Raw genomic sequence first — 17,532 nt, forward strand, 5'->3', positions numbered from 1 at the left:
CCGGCCCCTCCGCTACGCTACGGGGTTCCCTCGCGCCGGTCTTGCTCCCGGGAGTACGCGCTGCAGGCCCCATCCATGGGGCCTCAGCGCTTGACGGGCATCCATGCCCGTCACCTCCCTCCGCAAGCCCTCTGCTCGGCCTCCTGAAGTCGCGAAGATCAAGATCAAGATCAAGATCAAGATCAAGATCAAGATCAAGATCAAGATCAAGATCAAGAGCAAGAGCAAGAGCAAGAGCAAGAGCAAGAGCAAGAGCAAGAGCAAGAGCAAGAGCAAGAGCAAGAGCAAGAGCAGGAGCGGGGGGCTTGCCTGGGCTTTGGGGTTACTTCACTTTGCATGCACAGTAATCGCCACCAATCGCACAACCACCGGCCTGACCATCAATACACAGACGAACGCCACAGGCATCGCCAATTGGTAAGCCTTCAGCACGTTGCCAAGGTACTCAGGGTTGACCCCCGCATTCGCTGCCGTGATCACGAAACACATCAATAGCGCCATGATCGACGACATGTAGAAGGCAAAAACGTAGGGCGTGGCGCCCGGGGGCAATTTGCGTCGGCCGCGTGCCTGGGACAGGTTGCTCATGCGAACTCCTGAAAAGTAAGTAGAGGCGCAGGTTACAACGCACCCGGCAGCAGCTGTAGACCAGCCGCATTGAGTTCTTTATAAAGAGATTCTTACGAATCCAAGGGCTCAGCATGGACCTGCTCAACGCCATTCGCAGTTTCATCAAGGTGGTCGAAGCCGGCAGCATCGCCGCCGGTGCCCGCAACCTGGGCCTGAGCCCGGCCGCGGTTAGCCAGAACCTGGCACGCCTGGAAGGCCACTTGCAGGTTCGCCTGCTCAGCCGCACCACCCGCAGTATGGCGCTGACACCCGCCGGCACCCAGTATTACGAGCGCGTCAGGCACATCGAGCGCGACCTGGCCTTGGCCGAACAGGCCGTCACCACCCCCGACAGTGAGCCCCAAGGGCGGCTGTGCATTGCCTCGACGTCCGCCTTCGGTCGCCACGTGCTGGCGCCATTGATACCTGCGTTCAGCGCCCGCTACCCACTGCTTTCGATAGAGTTGGTAACGACTGATCGCCGGGTCAACCACGCGCGGGAGGATGTGGATGTAAGCCTGCGCATTACCCCGCAGCTAGAAGACCAGTTGCTGGCCAGGCATATCGCCCGCATCCCGTTCGTTTGCTGTGCCTCGCCCGGTTACCTGCAAAGCGCCGGCGTGCCGGCCACGCCCGAGGCCTTGCGTGACCACCGCTGCCTGGTGTTCCGCTACCCGGTGGATGGGCGCTTCCTGCGTTGGGGGTTCATGCGCGACGGGCTGCGGTTCGAGGCAGAGTTCGGCGGTGTCCTGATCAGCGACGACATCGATGCCCTGACCCAGATGGCGCTGCACGATGGCGGCATCACCCGCCTTGCCGAGTTCATCGTAAGGCCGCATCTAAATAACGGGGCGCTGGTGCCGTTGTTCGAATACAGCGATAGCGGCCAGGCCTATGCCCAGACCGAACCGATGGATATCTATCTGTGCCTGGCCGACCGCTTTGCCATGACCGCAAAAGTACAGGTGTTCATGGACTACCTGCGCGAATGCCTGGGCGATGACTGGCAGGTGAAGGTGTAAAAAAACCGCCACGAGGGCGGTTTTCATGTCACGCGTATGAATCAGAAGCGGTAGGTAAGGGATGCACCAATACCGTGAGCACTGTTCTCATACTTGGCCTGATAGGTGCCTTTCAGCGCCTGTTGTGTCGGCGAGCCGGACACATTGTTCACCTTGGTATCCTCTTCCCACAGATACGAGTAGGCAACATCGATGGTCATGTCGTCGTTCGGGCTCCAACCGGCACCAAAGCTGACAGCCTTGCGGTCGCCGGTAGGGATGCGCGGCGAGCGATCATGGTTGTTGGTGGGCGATTGGTCGACGGAGAAGCCTGCACGCAGGGTCCACTCCTTGTTCACCTTGTAGGCAGCACCAATGGCGTGTGCCCAGGTGTCATGCCAGTTTTGCTCTTCGGTGATGGTCTGCAGTGGGTAGCCCGTCGGTGCTTCGTTCTTGACAACGATGCTCTCCAGGCGGCTCCAGCGAGTCCAGGTACTACCCGCATAGAGTGTCCACTGGTCATCCAGTTCATGGGTGATCGAGAAGTCCACCGATTCTGGCGTCTTTATTTTCAGGCTGGCGTCGAATTTGCCGTTCAGGCCGAGGGCTGCAATCGGGTACGACACTCGCGTGTCGCCTTCAAGCTTGTAGTCGACCATGGAGTGATAGGTTAGGCCCAGGCGGGTACGGTCTGTGGCTTGCACGAGGACGCCAATGTTGTAACCGATCGCGGTGTCGTCGCCCTTGATCTTGATTTCGCCATCCGGCCCGTTCGGGCCCAGCAGCGCCTTGCTGGACAGATTCGAGCCCAGTTCACCCTTGATACGGTTGATGGTCGGACCGAAACCGATCGACACCTTGTCGTTGAAGGCATAGCTGATGGTTGGCTGGAAGGTGACAACCTCGACCTTGCTCTTCTTGCCCCAGTAGCGTGCCGCGTCGTCGCTGCCGTAGTCCGTGATCAGGCCGTATGGCACGTAAACGCCGAAACCGACGCTCCAGTGATCATCGATAGGTTTGACGTAATAGCCCATGGGTACACCCACGACCGGGACCATGTCGCCATCGGTTTCCCCCCCGAAATTGCTACCACGACCCGAAATATCAGTTTTGGCAATGACAGCCGCGCCACCCACGGTGACCTGTTCGCGCTTGAGGCGAGACATGCCCGCAGGGTTGCCATACACCGTGCTGGCATCTTCGGCAGAAGACGAACGTCCCGCAAAACCGGTTCCCATGCCGCTGATGCTTTGTTCGTTCAGCGCGAAACCTGCGGCGAGCAGTTGGCTGGAAGCAAGTGCAACGGCTACGCCGAGGGAGGCTTTGAGCATTACTTTTTTCATTATTAGAAAACTCCTTGGGATCTCCGGGGCGAAAAGCTACCAACAAATCACGCGCCGCGCTATAGCCTCAATCGCAGGAGATAGAGCGGTTTTGTAGGACAATCCGACCAAAATTCCCTTTTTTCCGGGCACGTTGTAGGACGCGTCTTAAGATGCCTGCGGCAATCTCTGATCTATGCAGGTATGCCAGGCGTGTGTGAAGTCGCGCAGGCGACCTTGGGGGTTGAAAATCTGTCGCCAGATTCGCGCAAGCGCGAGAAGGTCATCGGCGGCCGGCAGTGGCGTGGCCTGCTCTTCGATGAGCATCCAGGCAATCGCGGTTGAATAACGCAGGTTGACGGTGAGTTCCAGGTGCGGGCCGCCGAGGAAGGCGTGCTGGCTGGCCAGGCCGCGGACCAGGCTGGCCAGGTCGGGGTCACGGGCAAGATAGTCGTCCCAGATAGCCTGGTGACGGTGTTCGCCGATACGGTACAGACCGTGCCCACGACGGTCGTGCAAGGCCGACCCCAGGGCCGACTGGCTGGCGGCGATGCCAAGCAACAAGGCTTCGGCGCTGGCGCAGTGACGGTTCAGGTAGACCAAGGTGGGTCGGATCACATACTGACACAATTCATTCGCCGCGATACCCATGATGCCCTCGAGCAGTTAAGGGCCGGACGGGCGCTGGAGCTTGGCAGCTGGTGAGTGCTCAGGCCCGCCGGAAGCGGCAAGCACCGCTCGAGTTGAAGTGTAGTGTGATAATCGTGGTGTAAAGGGCTGTTTTTAAATCGATTGCTGCCTGACGTACTTGGCTATATGCCTTAAGGCAATTACGCCACGAACGTTCAGGCAGGCTTGCGATGGCATGATTCAGCGCTTGAATACCGCAGCATTCGCCGCTCACGCGGTGAGCGACTGGCGGGTTCGGGCGATGACCGCCTGCAGCGGTTCACTGCGGCTGTACTGTTCGGGGTACAGGCGCTCGGTGTGGCAGGCGACGCCGTGTTCGTCTACCAGGGTGAAGCTGAAGCTGCCTTTGCGAGGGGCAACGATAAGGCACTTCAACGGCGAGAAGGCCTGGGAGAGGGTGCCAATGGCAGCCTGAATCTGATGATGAGTTTGCATATTGTTGGAGGTTCCTGCTTTAAACACGGGGTTATGATCCGTGCATGATAGAAACGTTCCAGTGACGCCTTTATTAAGGGACGAACGAACCTGACTGGAACAGGGCAGCCAGAGGGAGCGCAATCAAAGGTGGGCGCGTGGGCTGACTGGTAGGTACTTCAGAGGGCAGGCAGCACGCCGGGGCCATGGTTCTAGGCCGTCGGGGTGGGATCCTGATCAATCTGTCACGTGATTCGTGCTTGAACAGCGCTGGGCTGGCGAGTGAATCATCGAATGGGCCGGTCCTGGTTTCAGCAGCGCCACCCTTGGGAGGAGTGTGTCTGCAAGGACGCTTGAGGCCAGAATTGACTTTCAGCTTGGTACTAACGATGCGCACCTTAACGAAAATACAGGTGCTTGGCAAGGACTTCGTGTAAGTACAGGTTAGCCGCGCAGTATGGCGCGTATTTTCCCTGATGGGAAGGGTCTGCAAAAGGCCCGCATCCGGCCTGATGTACCGATTTCGTGCATTCAATTGAAGGTTTTTGGTGCACTTGTTCACATTCGGAGCAGCGCTTGCAACTGCCTTGCAGCATGCCATGACAGCCTCGCCAATGCCTTGACTGGCCGGTTAAGTCAATGAAAAAAAACACTATTTTTAGCTGGTGAAAAAATCGTCAGTTTGAGCGAAAGCCCCAATTCATAGGGGTTTGCGAGGGATGCCAGGGGGTTGTCCACCGAGTTATCCACAGGAACTGTGGATTGTCCCTGGCGCTTGCTCTAGGACGGGCGTGCCAGCAATACAGTGAACTGTCCGACAATCGACATGCTTCAGGAACCCAGTTGGTCATCCACTTGAAAACGTCAAGAAAAGATCATTGAAAATTTTTTCAATCCTGCAGAAATCGGAAGGCCATGTCGCAAAAAAAAGGGTAGAGTGGCGCGCCTTTCGAGTTGCCAATCCTGTTGCTCATGAAGTTTCGCGGTAAACACCTCGCCAGCCCTGCTGCATCGACGCCTGCGCCTCCCCCCAAACGTTTCTCCCTCAAAGTGGCCTTGTGGTTGCTCGACAACCCGCGCCTGGGTGACAAGCCGCAGGTCAAGCACTTGGCCGGGCGCCTGTTGAAACAGCCGGCGCGTCAGGGTGTGGTAGTGGCGCAAAGCCGCCTGGGACAGATGTTGTGCCGTGATTGCGGCAATGCCCGTGACCGGCGTATTGGCCATGAACTGCTGCGCCAGGCGGCCCGCGCCGGTGATCGGCGCGCGCAACTGGAGTATGCGCGGCTGTGCCAGCACAACGAGCCGGAGCAGGCGCGGTACTGGCTGGAGCTGGCGGCGGGGCAGGGGTCGCAGGAAGCGCGGCGGCTTTTGCGGCAGTGGTTCCATGCCTGAGGTGTGTTGCCAGCACTGGCCTTTTCGCGGGTAAACCCGCTCCCACAGGAATAGCTATACCTCGGATACTGTGCAATCCCTGTGGGAGCGGGTTTACCCGCGAAGAGGCCGGAACAGGCAACACACCGCTCAGGCTGATAAGCTGCGATGCATTCATCCAGGATCATTCGGGGTAAGCATGACAGTGGATCTGGCCAGCATTCTGCTGGGCTTGGTGGCAGGTGCATTACCTTGCCTGGGTTGGGTCATGCAGGTGCAGCGTCGCCAGGGCACGCGGCAAGGCGAGCAGGCTTTGCTCGAAGAGCGCCTCAGTGCTGCCCAGCTGGCCCTGGCCGGCCTGCAGGCGCAACTGGACGCCTGCCGCGATGAAATCAGCGATCTCAGCGAAGCCAACACCGTCAAGCAGACCCAGCTGGCCGCCCAGGGCCGTGAGCTGGAACTGCTGCAGATCGACCGTGACAATGCCCGTGATGCCGCTCACGCCTGGAACCTCGAACGTGCCAACCGCGAAGCCGAACTGCGTCGCCTGGAGGCCCAGACCGCACGCCTGGACGCCGAGCTGCGCGAGCAGCAGGAAAGCCACCAGCAGCGCCTGGAAGACCTGCAGGAAGCCCGCGACACCCTGCGCGCCCAGTTCGCCGACATGGCTACCAAGATCTTCGACGAGCGCGAACAGCGCTTCGCCCAGACCAGCCAGCAGCATCTCGGCCAGTTGCTCGACCCGCTCAAGGAGCGCATCCAGGCTTTCGAAAAACGCGTGGAAGAGAGCTACCAGCAGGAAGCCCGCGAGCGCTTCTCGCTGGGCAAGGAGCTGGAGCGCCTGCAGCAACTCAACCTGCGCCTGTCCGACGAAGCCACCAACCTGACCCAGGCGCTGAAGGGCCAGAAAACCCAGGGCAACTGGGGTGAGTTGATCCTCGAACGGGTATTGGAGCATGCCGGCCTGGAAAAGGGCCGCGAATACCAGACCCAGGTCAGCTTGAAGAGCGCCGATGGCGAGCGCTTCCAGCCTGACGTTCTGATCATGCTGCCCGGCGACAAGCAGGTAGTGGTGGATGCCAAGGTCAGCCTCACCGCCTACCAGCAGTTCGTCGCCGGCAACGACGAGGCTGCGCTCAAGCAGCATGTGCAGTCGCTGCGCAGCCACGTCAAAGGCCTGTCGAGCAAGGACTACAACCGCCTCGAAGGCCTGCACAGCCTGGATTTCGTGCTGCTCTTCGTGCCGATCGAGGCCGCCTTCTCGGCAGCCCTGCAGGCCGAGCCGAATCTGTTCCAGGAAGCCTTCGACCGGCAGATCGTGATCGTCAGCCCGACCACCTTGCTGGCCACCTTGCGGGTGATCGACAGCCTGTGGAAGCAGGAACGCCAGGGCCAGAACGCCCGCGAGATCGCCGAACGCGCCGGCTGGCTGTACGACAAGTTCGTGCTGTTCATCCAGGACCTGGACGAGTTGGGCAGCCGCCTGCAGCAGGTGGACAAGGCCTATGCTGCCGCGCGTAACAAGCTATGCGAAGGGCGCGGCAACCTGGTCAGCCGCAGCGAACAGCTGAAGCTGCTGGGCGCCCGCGCCAGCAAGAGCCTGCCGGCCGACCTGCTGGAGCGGGCGCTGTCCGATGAGGCGTTGCCGGACGAAGCGCTTACTGAACCAGGCTCAGATGGCGATTGAGCATGGCACGCAGGGCCGCCGGCTTGACCGGCTTGGCCAGGTAGTCCAGGCCAGAGGCATGCACCATGGCGATGGTTTCCTTGCTGCCGTCAGCGCTGATCACCACGCCCGGCACCGGCTCGCCAAGGCGCGCGCGTAGCCAGCCCATCAGCCCGGTACCAGTTTCGCCGTCGTCCAGGTGGTAGTCCACCAGCGCCAGGTGCGGGCGCATGCCCTTGGCCAGCAGAGCTTCGCATTCGGCGCGGTTGCGCGCGGTCCACACCTGGCAACCCCAGCGGCTGAGCAGGCTGTTCATGCCGATCAGGATGCTGTCTTCGTTATCCACGCACAGTACCTGCAGCCCGGCCAGTGGCTGGCCGCCCTGTTCCACCGGGGCGGCGGGCGCCGGTGCGGCCTGGTGGGCAATCGGTACGCTGACGCGGAACACCGTGCCCTTGCCCGGCCACGAGCGCACTTCCAGCTTGTGCCCCAGCACCCGGCACAGGCCGTCGGCGATCGCCAGGCCCAGGCCCAGGCCCTTCTCGGCGCGGGTCTGGTGGCTGTCCAGGCGCTTGAACTCCTGGAAGATCACCTGCAGCTTGTCGTCGGCAATGCCGGGGCCGCGGTCCCACACTTCAAGCCACAACTGTTCACCCTGGCGCCGTGCGCCCAGCAGGATCGGGCTCTTGCCGTAGCGCAGGGCGTTGGTCAGGAAGTTCTGCAGCACCCGGCGCAGCAGCTTCATGTCACTGTCCACCCGCAGGCGGCTGCCGCGCAGGCGGAATTCCAGGCCCTTCTCGGCGGCCAGCACCTTGAATTCGGCACCCAGGGTGTCGAACAGCTCGTTGAGGGCAAAGGGTTTGGCATCCGGGGTAATCTTGCCGTTTTCAAGGCGTGAGATGTCCAGCAGGTCGCTGATCAGCTCTTCGGCCGAGCGCAGCGAACTGTCCATGTGCTGCACCAGCTGCCGGGCCTCTTCATTCATGCCCTCGGCCTGTTGCGACAAGGCGGCGGAGAACAGCCGGGCCGCGTTCAGCGGCTGCATCAGGTCATGGCTGACCGCAGCCAGGAAACGGGTTTTGGACTGGCTCACCGCTTCGGCACGGCTCTTGGCTTCGGACAACGCCTGGTTCAGTTGCGACAGCTCCTGGGTGCGTTCCGCCACCCGTTGCTCCAGGCGTTCGTTGGCATCGCGCAGGGCCTGCTCGGCCTCACGGAACGGGGTGATGTCGGTGAAGCTCATGACGAAACCGCCGCCCGGCATCGGGTTGCCGATCAGCTCGATCACCCGGCCATTGGGGAACAAGCGCTCGGAGGAGTGCGCACGGCCCTGACGCATCCAGTGCAGGCGACGCGCCACGTGCACCTGCGCCTCGCCCGGTCCGCACAGGCCACGCTCGGCGTTGTAGCGGATGATGTCGGCGATCGGCCGGCCCACGCTGATCAGCCCGTCGGGGTAGTTGAACAGTTCCAGGTAACGGCGGTTCCAGGCCACCAGGTGCAGGTTCTGGTCGACCACGCTGATGCCCTGATTGATGTTCTCGATTGCCCCTTGCAGCAGGGCGCGGTTGAACTGCAGCACCTCGCTGGCTTCGTCGGCGATGCGCACCACGTCTTCCAGCTGCATGTCGCGGCCTTCGATGGCGGCCTTGACCACGGCGCGGGTCGACGACGTGCCGAGTACGCCGGCCAGCAGGCGTTCGGTATGTTCGATCCAGTCGCCGTCGGCGTTCTGGTTGGGGTTGAAGCCCTTGCCCTGGCGGTAGGCGAAGCGGATGAAGCTCTGCCGGGCGCGTTCTTCACCAACGAAGCGCGAGGCCAGGGTCAGCAGGTCGTCGATCTGCACCGCCAACAGCGGCTTGCTGCTGGGCCTGGCGCTAGTCTGCTGGCCGATGAAGCGGCCGGCCTGCCAATGCTCGGAAACCCGCGTGCGCGAAAGCACCGAGACCCAGGCGAACAGCGTGAAGTTACCCGCCAGCGACAGCACCACGCCTTGGGTCAGCGGGCTGATCGGCAGGTTTAGCGGATTGCCGTGCAGCCACGCCAACCCCGGAAACAGCTGCAGCGACCATCCCAGGCTGTGCGCCGCGATCGGCAGGACGAGGGTGTAGAACCAAAGGAAGATACCTGCAGCCAGGCCAGCGAATACGCCGCGGCGGTTGGCCTGCTTCCAGTACAGCGCACCGAGCATGGCCGGGGTCAGCTGGGTCACGGCGGCAAAGGCGATCTGGCCGATGGTCGCCAGGCTGGCGGTGGAACCCAGCAAGCGGTAGCTGACATACGCCAGCAGCAGGATCACCACGATGGTCACCCGGCGTACCGAGAGCATCCAGTGGCGGAATGCCTCGAACGGCCGCTCGGCGTTGGTACGGCGCAGCAGCCAGGGCAGCAGCATGTCGTTGGAGACCATGGTCGACAGCGCCACGGCCTCGACGATGACCATGCCCGTGGCCGCCGATGCACCACCGATGAATGCCAGCAGGGCCAGGCTCGGGTGTGCCTCGGCCAGAGGAAGGCTGATGACGAACGAATCGGAGATCACCGTGCCCGGCAGCAGCATCTGCCCGGCCAGGGCGATCGGCACCACGAACAATGCGGCGAGTGCCAGGTACATAGGGAATACCCAGCGCGCCAGGCGCATGTCCTGGGGTTCGATGTTCTCCACCACGGTGACGTGGAATTGCCGTGGCAGGCAGATGATCGCCATCATCGCCACGGCGGTCTGCACCACCATCGACGGCCAATTGATGGTCTCCTGCCAATAGTCCTGAAGGTGGATCGACTGGCGCGCCTGGCTGAACAGGTCGTCGAAGCCGTCATACAGGTTGAAGACGACGAAGATGCCCACGGCGAGGAAGGCCAGCAGCTTGATCAGTGATTCGAAGGCAATCGCCAGGACCATGCCACGGTGGTGTTCGGTCACGTCCAGGCTGCGGGTACCGAAGACGATGGCGAACAGTGCCAGTACCAGGGATACAACCAGTGCGGTGTCCTGTACGCGGGTGCCGGTGGCGTCGGCGTTGGCGCCGATCAGCAGGTTCACGCCCAGCACGATGCCCTTGAGTTGCAAGGCGATGTACGGCAGCACGCCTACCAGGCAGATGAGCGCCACGACCACCGCCAGGGACTGCGACTTGCCATAGCGCGCGGCGATGAAGTCGGCAATCGAGGTGATGTTCTGTTGCTTGCTGATCAGCACCATCTTCTGCAGCACCCAGGGCGCGAAGATCAGCAGCAGCACCGGGCCCAGGTAGATCGGCAGGAATGCCCAGAGCTGTTCGGCGGCCTGGCCGACCGCGCCGAAGAAGGTCCAGCTGGTGCAGTAAACGGCCAGCGACAGGCTGTACACCCAGGCACGCAGCTTCGGCGGCAACGGGGTGCTGCGGCGGTCGCCGTAGAAGGCGATGGCGAACATGATGGCCATATAGGCCAGGGCGACCACGGCGATCAGCCCGCTGGACAACGACATGAAGACTCCGAAGCAAAAAGATAACGCGGTCCCGATCAATCAGTCTGGCACGCAGGTGCCGCTTCGTCAGCGCAGACGATGGTCGCAGTGGCAGGTGGTCGCAGGGTTCTCTTTAACCTGTGCCGGCCCTTTCGCGGGTGAACCCGCTCCCACAGGTACTGCACAGGCTTCGAAAGCGGCGCTGTCCCTGTGGGAGCGGGTTCACCCGCGAAGAGGCCAGCAGAGCGGACATCATCCTTTGCGGGTACCCAGCCAATAAAACACCCCCGCCAGTATCACCGACAACACCAGCAGGTAGAAGATCGCCCCCGGCCACAGATGTACCAGGGCAAACCCCACCATCACCGGCCCCAGCGCCGCACCGAGGTTGGACAGGTTCTGCGCACCGTAATACACCCCACGCAAGTGCTCCGGTGCGATCAGGTCGATGAACATGTACTCGGCCGGGATCACGATGATCTCGCCCAGGGTGAACACCAGCATCGCCAGGCACCACGCCAGCGCCGAACCGGCCAGGGCAAAGCCCAGCAGCCCGGCGATGAACAGGCCCATGCCGGCCAGCAGCCAGGGCATCAGGCGCTGGCGGCTGATGCGGCGGCCGATCAGGTACTGCAGGGCAATCACCGTCACCGCGTTGGTGGTCACCAGGTAACCGATCAGGCGCGCCGCCTCGGCCGGGCTGCTGGTTATCACCAAGTACTGCGACAGGTAGGCAGTGAACTGGCCGAATACTACCGCGCTCAGCACCCCGCCCAGGGTGAAGCATACCAGCCGTCGGTCACGGGCCAGACCCAGCGCCACCTGGCCAAAGCCGACCCCGGGTTTGTCCGGCACACTGGCCTGCAGGCCGCGGTCCCCCAAGCGCCAGTAGGTCAGGCACATACCCAGGCCGAGCAGGGCGGAGGCAATGAACGGCATATGGTCGTTCAGCTCCAGCATGGCCACGCCCAGCAGCGGGCCGGCGGCGTAGCCGACGTTGCTGAGGGTGTACTTGATGGCGAACACTTCGGCCCGTGTCTCCACCGGCAGCAATGCGCAGAAGCCCGCCTTGGCAGCGATGTCGACCACTGCCAGGGCCAGGTTGATCAGTACCAGGCAGATAAAGAACAGCAGCGCCGAGTTACTGGCGACCGCGCCGACGAAAGCCAGGGCAAACAGCAGGGTGCTGGCGCTGACCAGGGTGTGGTTGCGCAAGGTATCCACAAGGTGGCCGCCATACAGGCTCAGCAGCGAGGCGATGATCAGCGCACCACCGATCAGCAGGCCGATCTGGCTGATCGGCAGCTGGAAGTTGTCAGCCAGGTACACCACCAGGTAGGGCAGGGTAAGGGCACGGGCGACGGTGAGGGTGAAGGTGGTGCCGAGCAGCAGGCGCACACTGTGCGGGTAGCGTTTTATGGCGGCGAGCATTACACATCCTTGTTGTTCTGTTTTGCCGGGGGCCAGCATATGCCAACAGAGGCCTGCTGCGCAGGCCTTTCGCGGGCACACCCGTTCTCACATACCCTCAAGGCATGTGATATCCCTGTGGGAGCGGGCGTGCCCGCGAAAGGGCCGGTACAGCCCTCCAAAATCCTTGAGCGCTTGCCAGTCAGTGCATTTCCCATGCAGATTTGTGGCTTGTCGCGCCCTGCGCGCCTCCAATTGAAAAGCCCTCAGGACCAAGGACGATGAGTCACTCCTCGCAATTCACCTTGCTCGGCAAGCGGCGTTTCCTGCCGTTTTTCATCACCCAGTCGCTGGGTGCCTTCAACGACAACCTGTTCAAGCAGTCGCTGATCCTGGCGATCCTGTTCAAGCTCAGCCTGGGCGATGGCGACCGTTCGATCTGGGTCAACCTGTGCGCCCTGCTGTTCATCCTGCCGTTCTTCCTGTTCTCTGCGCTGGGCGGGCAGTTTGGCGAGAAGTTCGCCAAGGATGCGCTGATCCGGGCCATCAAGCTGGCCGAGATCGCGATCATGGCGGTAGGCGCGCTCGGTTTCATCACCAACCACCTGGCGCTGATGCTGGTGGCGCTGTTCGGCATGGGAACCCACTCGGCGCTGTTCGGCCCGGTGAAGTACTCGATCCTGCCGCAGGCCCTGCGCGAGGAAGAGCTGGTCGGCGGCAACGGGCTGGTGGAAACCGGTACCTTCCTGGCCATCCTCGCCGGCACCATCGGCGCCGGGGTGATGATGTCGGCCGACAGCTATGCCACCGTGGTGGCTGGTGGCGTGGTCGGCACCGCCGTGCTCGGCTACCTGGCCAGCCGCTGGATCCCGCGGGCCGCTGCCGCTTCACCGCAAATGCCGCTGGACTGGAACATCTTCAGGCAGTCGTGGGCGATCCTGCGCATGGGCCTGGGGCAGCCGCCGGCGGTGTCGCGCTCGATCGTCGGCAACTCGTGGTTCTGGTTCGTCGGTGCCATCTACCTCACGCAGATCCCGGCCTACGCCAAGGACTGGCTGCACGGTGACGGCACGGTGGTGACCCTGGTGCTGACCCTGTTCTCGGTGGGGATTGCCTTGGGTTCGCTGCTGTGCGAGCGGCTCAGCGGGCGCAAGGTGGAAATCGGCCTGGTGCCGTTCGGCTCGTTCGGGCTGAGCCTGTTCGGCCTGCTTTGGTGGTGGCACTCCGGCGATGTGCCGGCTGCGGCGGCACCGCACGACTGGCTGGCGCTGTTGGGCATGGGCCAGGCCTGGTGGATCCTGCTGTCGATCGTCGGCCTTGGGGTGTTCGGCGGCTTCTACATCGTACCGCTGTATGCACTGATCCAGGCCCGCACCGCCGAAGACCAGCGCGCCCGGGTGATCGCGGCCAACAACATCCTCAATGCCCTGTTCATGGTGGTGTCGGCAGTGCTCACCATCATCCTCCTGGGCCTGGCCGAGCTGACCATCCCGCAGCTGTTCCTGGTGGTGTCGCTGCTCAACATCGCGGTCAACGCCTATATCTTCAGGATCGTGCCCGAGTTCACCATGCGCTTCCTGATCTGGCTGCTCAGCCATTCGATGTACCGCGTGCAGCACCGCGACCTCGAACGCATCCCCGACGAAGGCGCGGCGCTGCTGGTTTGCAACCACGTGTCGTTCGTCGATGCGCTGCTGCTGGGCGGGGCGATTCGCCGGCCGATCCGCTTCGTCATGTACTACAAGATCTACAACCTGCCGGTACTCAACTTCGTGTTCCGCACCGCAGGCGCCATCCCGATTGCCGGGCGCAACGAAGACCTGGCCATCTACGAACGTGCTTTCGCGCGCATTGCCGAGTACCTGGCCGATGGCGAGCTGGTATGCATCTTCCCTGAAGGCAAGCTGACCGGGGATGGCGAAATCGACGTGTTCAAGGGCGGCGTCAACCGCATCCTCGAAGAAACCCCGGTGCCGGTCATTCCGTTGGCCTTGCAGGGGCTGTGGGGCAGCTTCTTCAGCCGTGACCCGGCCAAGGGCTTTTTCAAGCGCCTGTGGTCGCGGGTGACCATCGTGGCAGGCGCCGCCATCCCGGTGGAGGCGGCGCAGCCAGAAGCCTTGCGTGAGCAGGTCAGCCGCCTGCGCGGCAACCTGCGCTAGGGGAGGGCGTCAGCTGGCGCTGACTTTCAGGCCGACCAGGCCGGTAATGATCAGCGCCACGCTGACCAGGCGTACCAGGGCCATGGACTCGCCGAACAGGATGATACCGGCGATCACCGTGCCGACGGCGCCGACGCCGGTCCAGATGGCATAGGCGGTACCCAGCGGCAGCTCTTTCATGGCCAGGCCCAGCAGGCCCAGGCTGATGGCCATGGCGGCGACGGTGAGGACGGTGGGCAGTGGCTTGCTGAAGCCGTCGGTGTATTTCAGGCCGACGGCCCAGCCGACCTCGAACAGGCCGGCGAAGAACAGGATGATCCAGGACATGGTGCGTCTCCATCGTTGTGAATGATGGGGCCGTCCCCGGAATGGTCACGCGGTGCGTCGTGAGGTCGTCCTCACAGTGGGTGCCATGGTGCACATATGCAGCCCTCTGGGCAAGCCTGCGCGGGCCTCTTCGCGGGTAAACCCGCTCCTACAGGGATCTCCACAATTTTCAGACCTGTGCAGTACCTGTGGGAGCGGGTTTACCCGCGAAGGGGCCAGTTCAGGCAACATCAATGCCTGGCCGGCTCCCCACCTTCGGCTTCTGCCACAGGTTCCCCCATGCGCCGGAACCAGGTAGACAGCAGCGCCCCGGAAATATTGTGCCAAACGCTGAACAACGCACTCGGCACCGCAGCCAGCGGCGAAAAATGTGCCGCCGCCAGTGCCGCGCCCAGCCCGGAGTTCTGCATGCCCACCTCCAGCGCCAGCGACTTGCGCTGTGCCAGCGGTAGCTTGCACAGCCTGCCGGTCAGGTACCCCAGCAAGTAGCCGAAGCTGTTGTGCAATATCACCACCGCCATGATCAGCAGCCCTGACTCGGCGATCTTCGTCTGGCTGGCCGCCACCACCGCGCACACGATCATCACGATACTCACCACCGACACCAGCGGCAGTACCTGCACCGCCGCCTGCACCCGCGCGCCAAGCAGCCGCTGGGTCAGTACGCCGAGCACGATCGGCAGCATCACCAGCTGCAGGATCGACCAGAACATGTCCATGAAGGACACCGGCAGCCAGGCCGAGGCCAGGAACCAGATCAGCGCCGGAGTCAGCAGCGGGGCGAGCAGGGTGGTGACCGCAGCGATGGCCACCGCCAGCGCCAGGTCGCCGCGTGACAGCCAGACCATCACGTTCGACGCCGTGCCGCTCGGGCAGCAGCCAACCAGGATCACGCCCACGGCGATTTCCGGCGGCAGGTGGAACAGCTGGCACAGCAGCCAGGCCATGCCCGGCATGATCACGAAGTGCGCGACCACACCCAGCATCACCCGCCAGGGCTGGCGGGCGAGGGCGGCGAAGTCATCGAGCTTGAGGGTGAGGCCCATGCCGAACATCACCAGGCCCAGCAGCGGCACGATGGCCACCTTCAGAGCGATGAACCATTGCGGTTGCAGGAAGGCCAGTACGGCGAACACCAGCACCCACAGGGCGAAGGTATTGCCGACGAAGCGGCTGAGGGTGGCGAGGGCACGCATGGGGGCAATTCCTTTTCTGTTTATAGCGTTTTTGATTTCACTGGCCCTTTCGCGGGTGAACCCGCTCCCACAGGTACTGCACAAGACTCGAAGCCTGTGCGGTTCCTGTGGGAGCGGGTTCATCGAGGCGTCGAACCGCCGCGAAAGGGCCGGCACTGCCAAAAATCACTTCAAGGCCAGCACCGGCATTTCAAAACCAGTCAGACCCCTTGCGGAATCTCTTCCCCACCCAGCGCCTCGAACAGCACCGGCAGGAATTCGGCAAAGGTCATCATCATCAGCTGGAAGCTGGCATCGAACTGTTGCGCAGCCTCATCGCCACCATCCTGTTCGGCCTGCTCCTGCAGCAGCTCTTCGAACTTCAGGCGCTTGATCACCATCTTGTCATCCAGAATGAACGACAGCTTGTCCTGCCAGGCCAGGGCCAGCTGGGTAACCACCTTGCCAGTGCTCAGGTGCAGCTGGATTTCCTCGCCGGTCAGGTCCTGGCGCTTGCAGCGCACGATGCCGCCGTCTTCGGCGGTGTCGCGCAGTTCGCACTCGTCCAGCACATAGAAGCCTTCAGCTGCTTCCTGCGACTTGACCCACTCGGTCATGGTGGCAACCGGTGCGATTTTCACGGTGGCCGGACGCACAGGCAGCGAGCCCATCACTTCACGCAAAGTCGACAGCAGGTCTTCGGCACGCTTGGCGCTGGCCGAGTTGACCAGAATCACGCCCAGGCGCGGGGCGATGGCGGCGAAGATCATCGAGCGGCGAATGAACGCGCGCGGCAGGAAGGCCTGGATGATCTCGTCCTTGATCTGGTCGCGTTCCTTTTTATAGACCTTGCGCATCTGCTCGGTCTCGATCTCTTCGACCTTTTCCTTCACCGCGTCGTTGACCACGCTGCTGGGCAGGATGCGTTCCTCCTTGCGCGCGGCAATCAGCAGGTACTCGCCGCTGACATGCACCAGGGGAGCGTCTTCGCCCTTGCCGAATGGCGCGACGAAACCGTAGGTGGTCAGCTCCTGGCTGGCGCAGGGGCGGGCCGGCTTGCTGGCCAGGGCCGCTTCTAGCGCTTCAGGCTCGAACGGGACTTCCTGGGTCAGACGGTAGGTCAGCAGGTTCTTGAACCACATGAGGGGCAATCTCTCCTTAATGCATAAGGCGGGCATTATTCTCCGAGCGGTGCTCTCAGGCCAACCCTGTCGGAGTGCCAGTAGCTGTAGCTGAATGTAAAGATGCACGTGGCAGCGCTAGGTCTTTGAAAGGCCTGAGGTTTTTTTTGAAAAAAGTTAAAAAAGTGCTTGCCAGGGTACGGGGTCGTCCGTAGAATGCGCGCCACACCGAGACGAAGGGTGATTAGCTCAGCCGGGAGAGCATCTGCCTTACAAGCAGAGGGTCGGCGGTTCGATCCCGTCATCACCCACCACTCGATGTTTAGCGCAGCGGTAGTTCAGTCGGTTAGAATACCGGCCTGTCACGCCGGGGGTCGCGGGTTCGAGTCCCGTCCGCTGCGCCATATTTCACTTCCAGGGCCTACTGAACACCCGGAAGTAACAGAGAAAGCGACCTCAGGGTCGCTTTTTTTGTGCCTGCGATTTGGTGTTTTCGCGAATTTTGCAAAAAGTTTGATAAGTGCTTGCCAGAGCGCCAAGTCGCCCGTAGAATGCGCGCCACACCGAGAGACATGGGTGATTAGCTCAGCCGGGAGAGCATCTGCCTTACAAGCAGAGGGTCGGCGGTTCGATCCCGTCATCACCCACCACTCGATGTTTAGCGCAGCGGTAGTTCAGTCGGTTAGAATACCGGCCTGTCACGCCGGGGGTCGCGGGTTCGAGTCCCGTCCGCTGCGCCATATTTCACTTCCAGGGCCTACTGAACACCCGGAAGTAACAGAGAAAGCGACCTTAGGGTCGCTTTTTTTGTTTCTGCAA

At 62.3% G+C, this 17,532-nt stretch carries 14 protein-coding genes and 4 tRNA genes; 9 read left to right on the forward strand and 9 right to left on the reverse strand.

Annotation, left to right across the window (positions count from 1 at the left end):
• Positions 1-103 precede the first annotated feature (103 nt).
• Entirely contained in the window at positions 104-421 is a 318-nt protein-coding gene (locus WM94_RS30405) for a hypothetical protein (RefSeq protein WP_177342365.1), read from the forward strand.
• On the opposite strand, the gene WM94_RS07055 is transcribed toward WM94_RS30405, so the two are convergent.
• The gene (locus tag WM94_RS07055; RefSeq protein WP_061550802.1) at positions 328-588 is read right to left on the reverse strand and encodes a DUF2798 domain-containing protein; all 261 of its coding nucleotides are present in this window, start codon (positions 586-588) and stop codon (positions 328-330) included. The genes WM94_RS30405 and WM94_RS07055 overlap by 94 nt on opposite strands.
• A 113-nt stretch (positions 589-701) precedes the next feature.
• Here WM94_RS07055 and WM94_RS07060 point away from each other — a divergent pair, with 113 nt between their 5' ends.
• On the forward strand, positions 702-1,631 hold the full coding sequence (locus WM94_RS07060) for a LysR family transcriptional regulator (protein WP_061550803.1): 930 nt from the start codon (positions 702-704) through the stop codon (positions 1,629-1,631).
• A 41-nt stretch (positions 1,632-1,672) separates the two neighbouring features.
• On the opposite strand, the gene WM94_RS07065 is transcribed toward WM94_RS07060, so the two are convergent.
• The 3 genes from WM94_RS07065 to WM94_RS07075 all read right to left on the reverse strand — a co-directional run bounded on the left by WM94_RS07065 (position 1,673) and on the right by WM94_RS07075 (position 4,057).
• Complete coding sequence (locus WM94_RS07065; RefSeq protein ID WP_039614588.1) at positions 1,673-2,953, reverse strand: OmpP1/FadL family transporter; 1,281 nt, start codon at positions 2,951-2,953, stop codon at positions 1,673-1,675.
• A gap of 147 nt (positions 2,954-3,100) precedes the next feature.
• On the reverse strand, positions 3,101-3,583 hold the full coding sequence (locus tag WM94_RS07070; protein WP_003257336.1) for a hypothetical protein: 483 nt from the start codon (positions 3,581-3,583) through the stop codon (positions 3,101-3,103).
• Positions 3,584-3,832: 249 nt separating this feature from the next.
• Positions 3,833-4,057, reverse strand: a complete 225-nt coding sequence (locus WM94_RS07075) for a hypothetical protein (RefSeq protein WP_003257337.1) — start codon at positions 4,055-4,057, stop codon at positions 3,833-3,835.
• Between the two features lie 951 nt (positions 4,058-5,008).
• Between WM94_RS07075 and WM94_RS07080 the strand changes: the two genes are divergently transcribed.
• The gene (locus WM94_RS07080) at positions 5,009-5,428 is read left to right on the forward strand and encodes a tetratricopeptide repeat protein (protein ID WP_024086418.1); all 420 of its coding nucleotides are present in this window, start codon (positions 5,009-5,011) and stop codon (positions 5,426-5,428) included.
• Between the two features lie 292 nt (positions 5,429-5,720).
• Positions 5,721-7,094, forward strand: a complete 1,374-nt coding sequence (rmuC, locus tag WM94_RS07085; protein WP_176483534.1) for a DNA recombination protein RmuC — start codon at positions 5,721-5,723, stop codon at positions 7,092-7,094.
• Here rmuC and WM94_RS07090 read toward each other — a convergent pair.
• A complete protein-coding gene (locus WM94_RS07090) occupies positions 7,066-10,542 on the reverse strand; it encodes a hybrid sensor histidine kinase/response regulator (protein WP_039614586.1) in 3,477 nt (1,158 codons plus the stop codon). The two genes, rmuC and WM94_RS07090, sit on opposite strands and share 29 nt — an antisense overlap.
• A 231-nt stretch (positions 10,543-10,773) precedes the next feature.
• Positions 10,774-11,952 carry an MFS transporter gene (locus tag WM94_RS07095; protein ID WP_061550805.1) on the reverse strand — a complete coding sequence of 393 codons (1,179 nt, stop codon included), beginning with the start codon at positions 11,950-11,952 and terminating at the stop codon, positions 10,774-10,776.
• Between the two features lie 260 nt (positions 11,953-12,212).
• On the opposite strand from WM94_RS07095, the gene WM94_RS07100 reads away from it, so the two are divergent.
• A complete protein-coding gene (locus tag WM94_RS07100) occupies positions 12,213-14,090 on the forward strand; it encodes an MFS transporter (RefSeq protein ID WP_015269262.1) in 1,878 nt (625 codons plus the stop codon).
• 9 nt (positions 14,091-14,099) lie between these two features.
• On the opposite strand, the gene sugE is transcribed toward WM94_RS07100, so the two are convergent.
• The 3 genes from sugE to rdgC form a co-directional block, all read right to left on the reverse strand.
• Positions 14,100-14,417 carry a quaternary ammonium compound efflux SMR transporter SugE gene (sugE, locus tag WM94_RS07105; RefSeq protein WP_009686221.1) on the reverse strand — a complete coding sequence of 106 codons (318 nt, stop codon included), beginning with the start codon at positions 14,415-14,417 and terminating at the stop codon, positions 14,100-14,102.
• A gap of 230 nt (positions 14,418-14,647) precedes the next feature.
• Positions 14,648-15,613 carry a bile acid:sodium symporter family protein gene (locus WM94_RS07110; protein ID WP_061550806.1) on the reverse strand — a complete coding sequence of 322 codons (966 nt, stop codon included), beginning with the start codon at positions 15,611-15,613 and terminating at the stop codon, positions 14,648-14,650.
• A 200-nt stretch (positions 15,614-15,813) separates the two neighbouring features.
• On the reverse strand, positions 15,814-16,734 hold the full coding sequence (rdgC, locus tag WM94_RS07115) for a recombination-associated protein RdgC (protein ID WP_013971401.1): 921 nt from the start codon (positions 16,732-16,734) through the stop codon (positions 15,814-15,816).
• Between the two features lie 217 nt (positions 16,735-16,951).
• Here rdgC and WM94_RS07120 point away from each other — a divergent pair.
• From WM94_RS07120 to WM94_RS07135, 4 genes are all read left to right on the forward strand, one after another.
• A tRNA-Val gene (locus tag WM94_RS07120) sits at positions 16,952-17,027 on the forward strand.
• Positions 17,028-17,040: 13 nt separating this feature from the next.
• Positions 17,041-17,117 (forward strand) — tRNA-Asp (locus WM94_RS07125).
• Positions 17,118-17,287: 170 nt separating this feature from the next.
• A tRNA-Val gene (locus tag WM94_RS07130) sits at positions 17,288-17,363 on the forward strand.
• Positions 17,364-17,376: 13 nt separating this feature from the next.
• Positions 17,377-17,453: transfer RNA gene (locus WM94_RS07135), tRNA-Asp, on the forward strand.
• The last annotated feature ends 79 nt before the right edge of the window (positions 17,454-17,532 follow it).

The organism is Pseudomonas sp. ABFPK (assembly GCF_001586765.1).
GTDB classification, from domain to species: domain Bacteria; phylum Pseudomonadota; class Gammaproteobacteria; order Pseudomonadales; family Pseudomonadaceae; genus Aquipseudomonas; species Aquipseudomonas asiatica.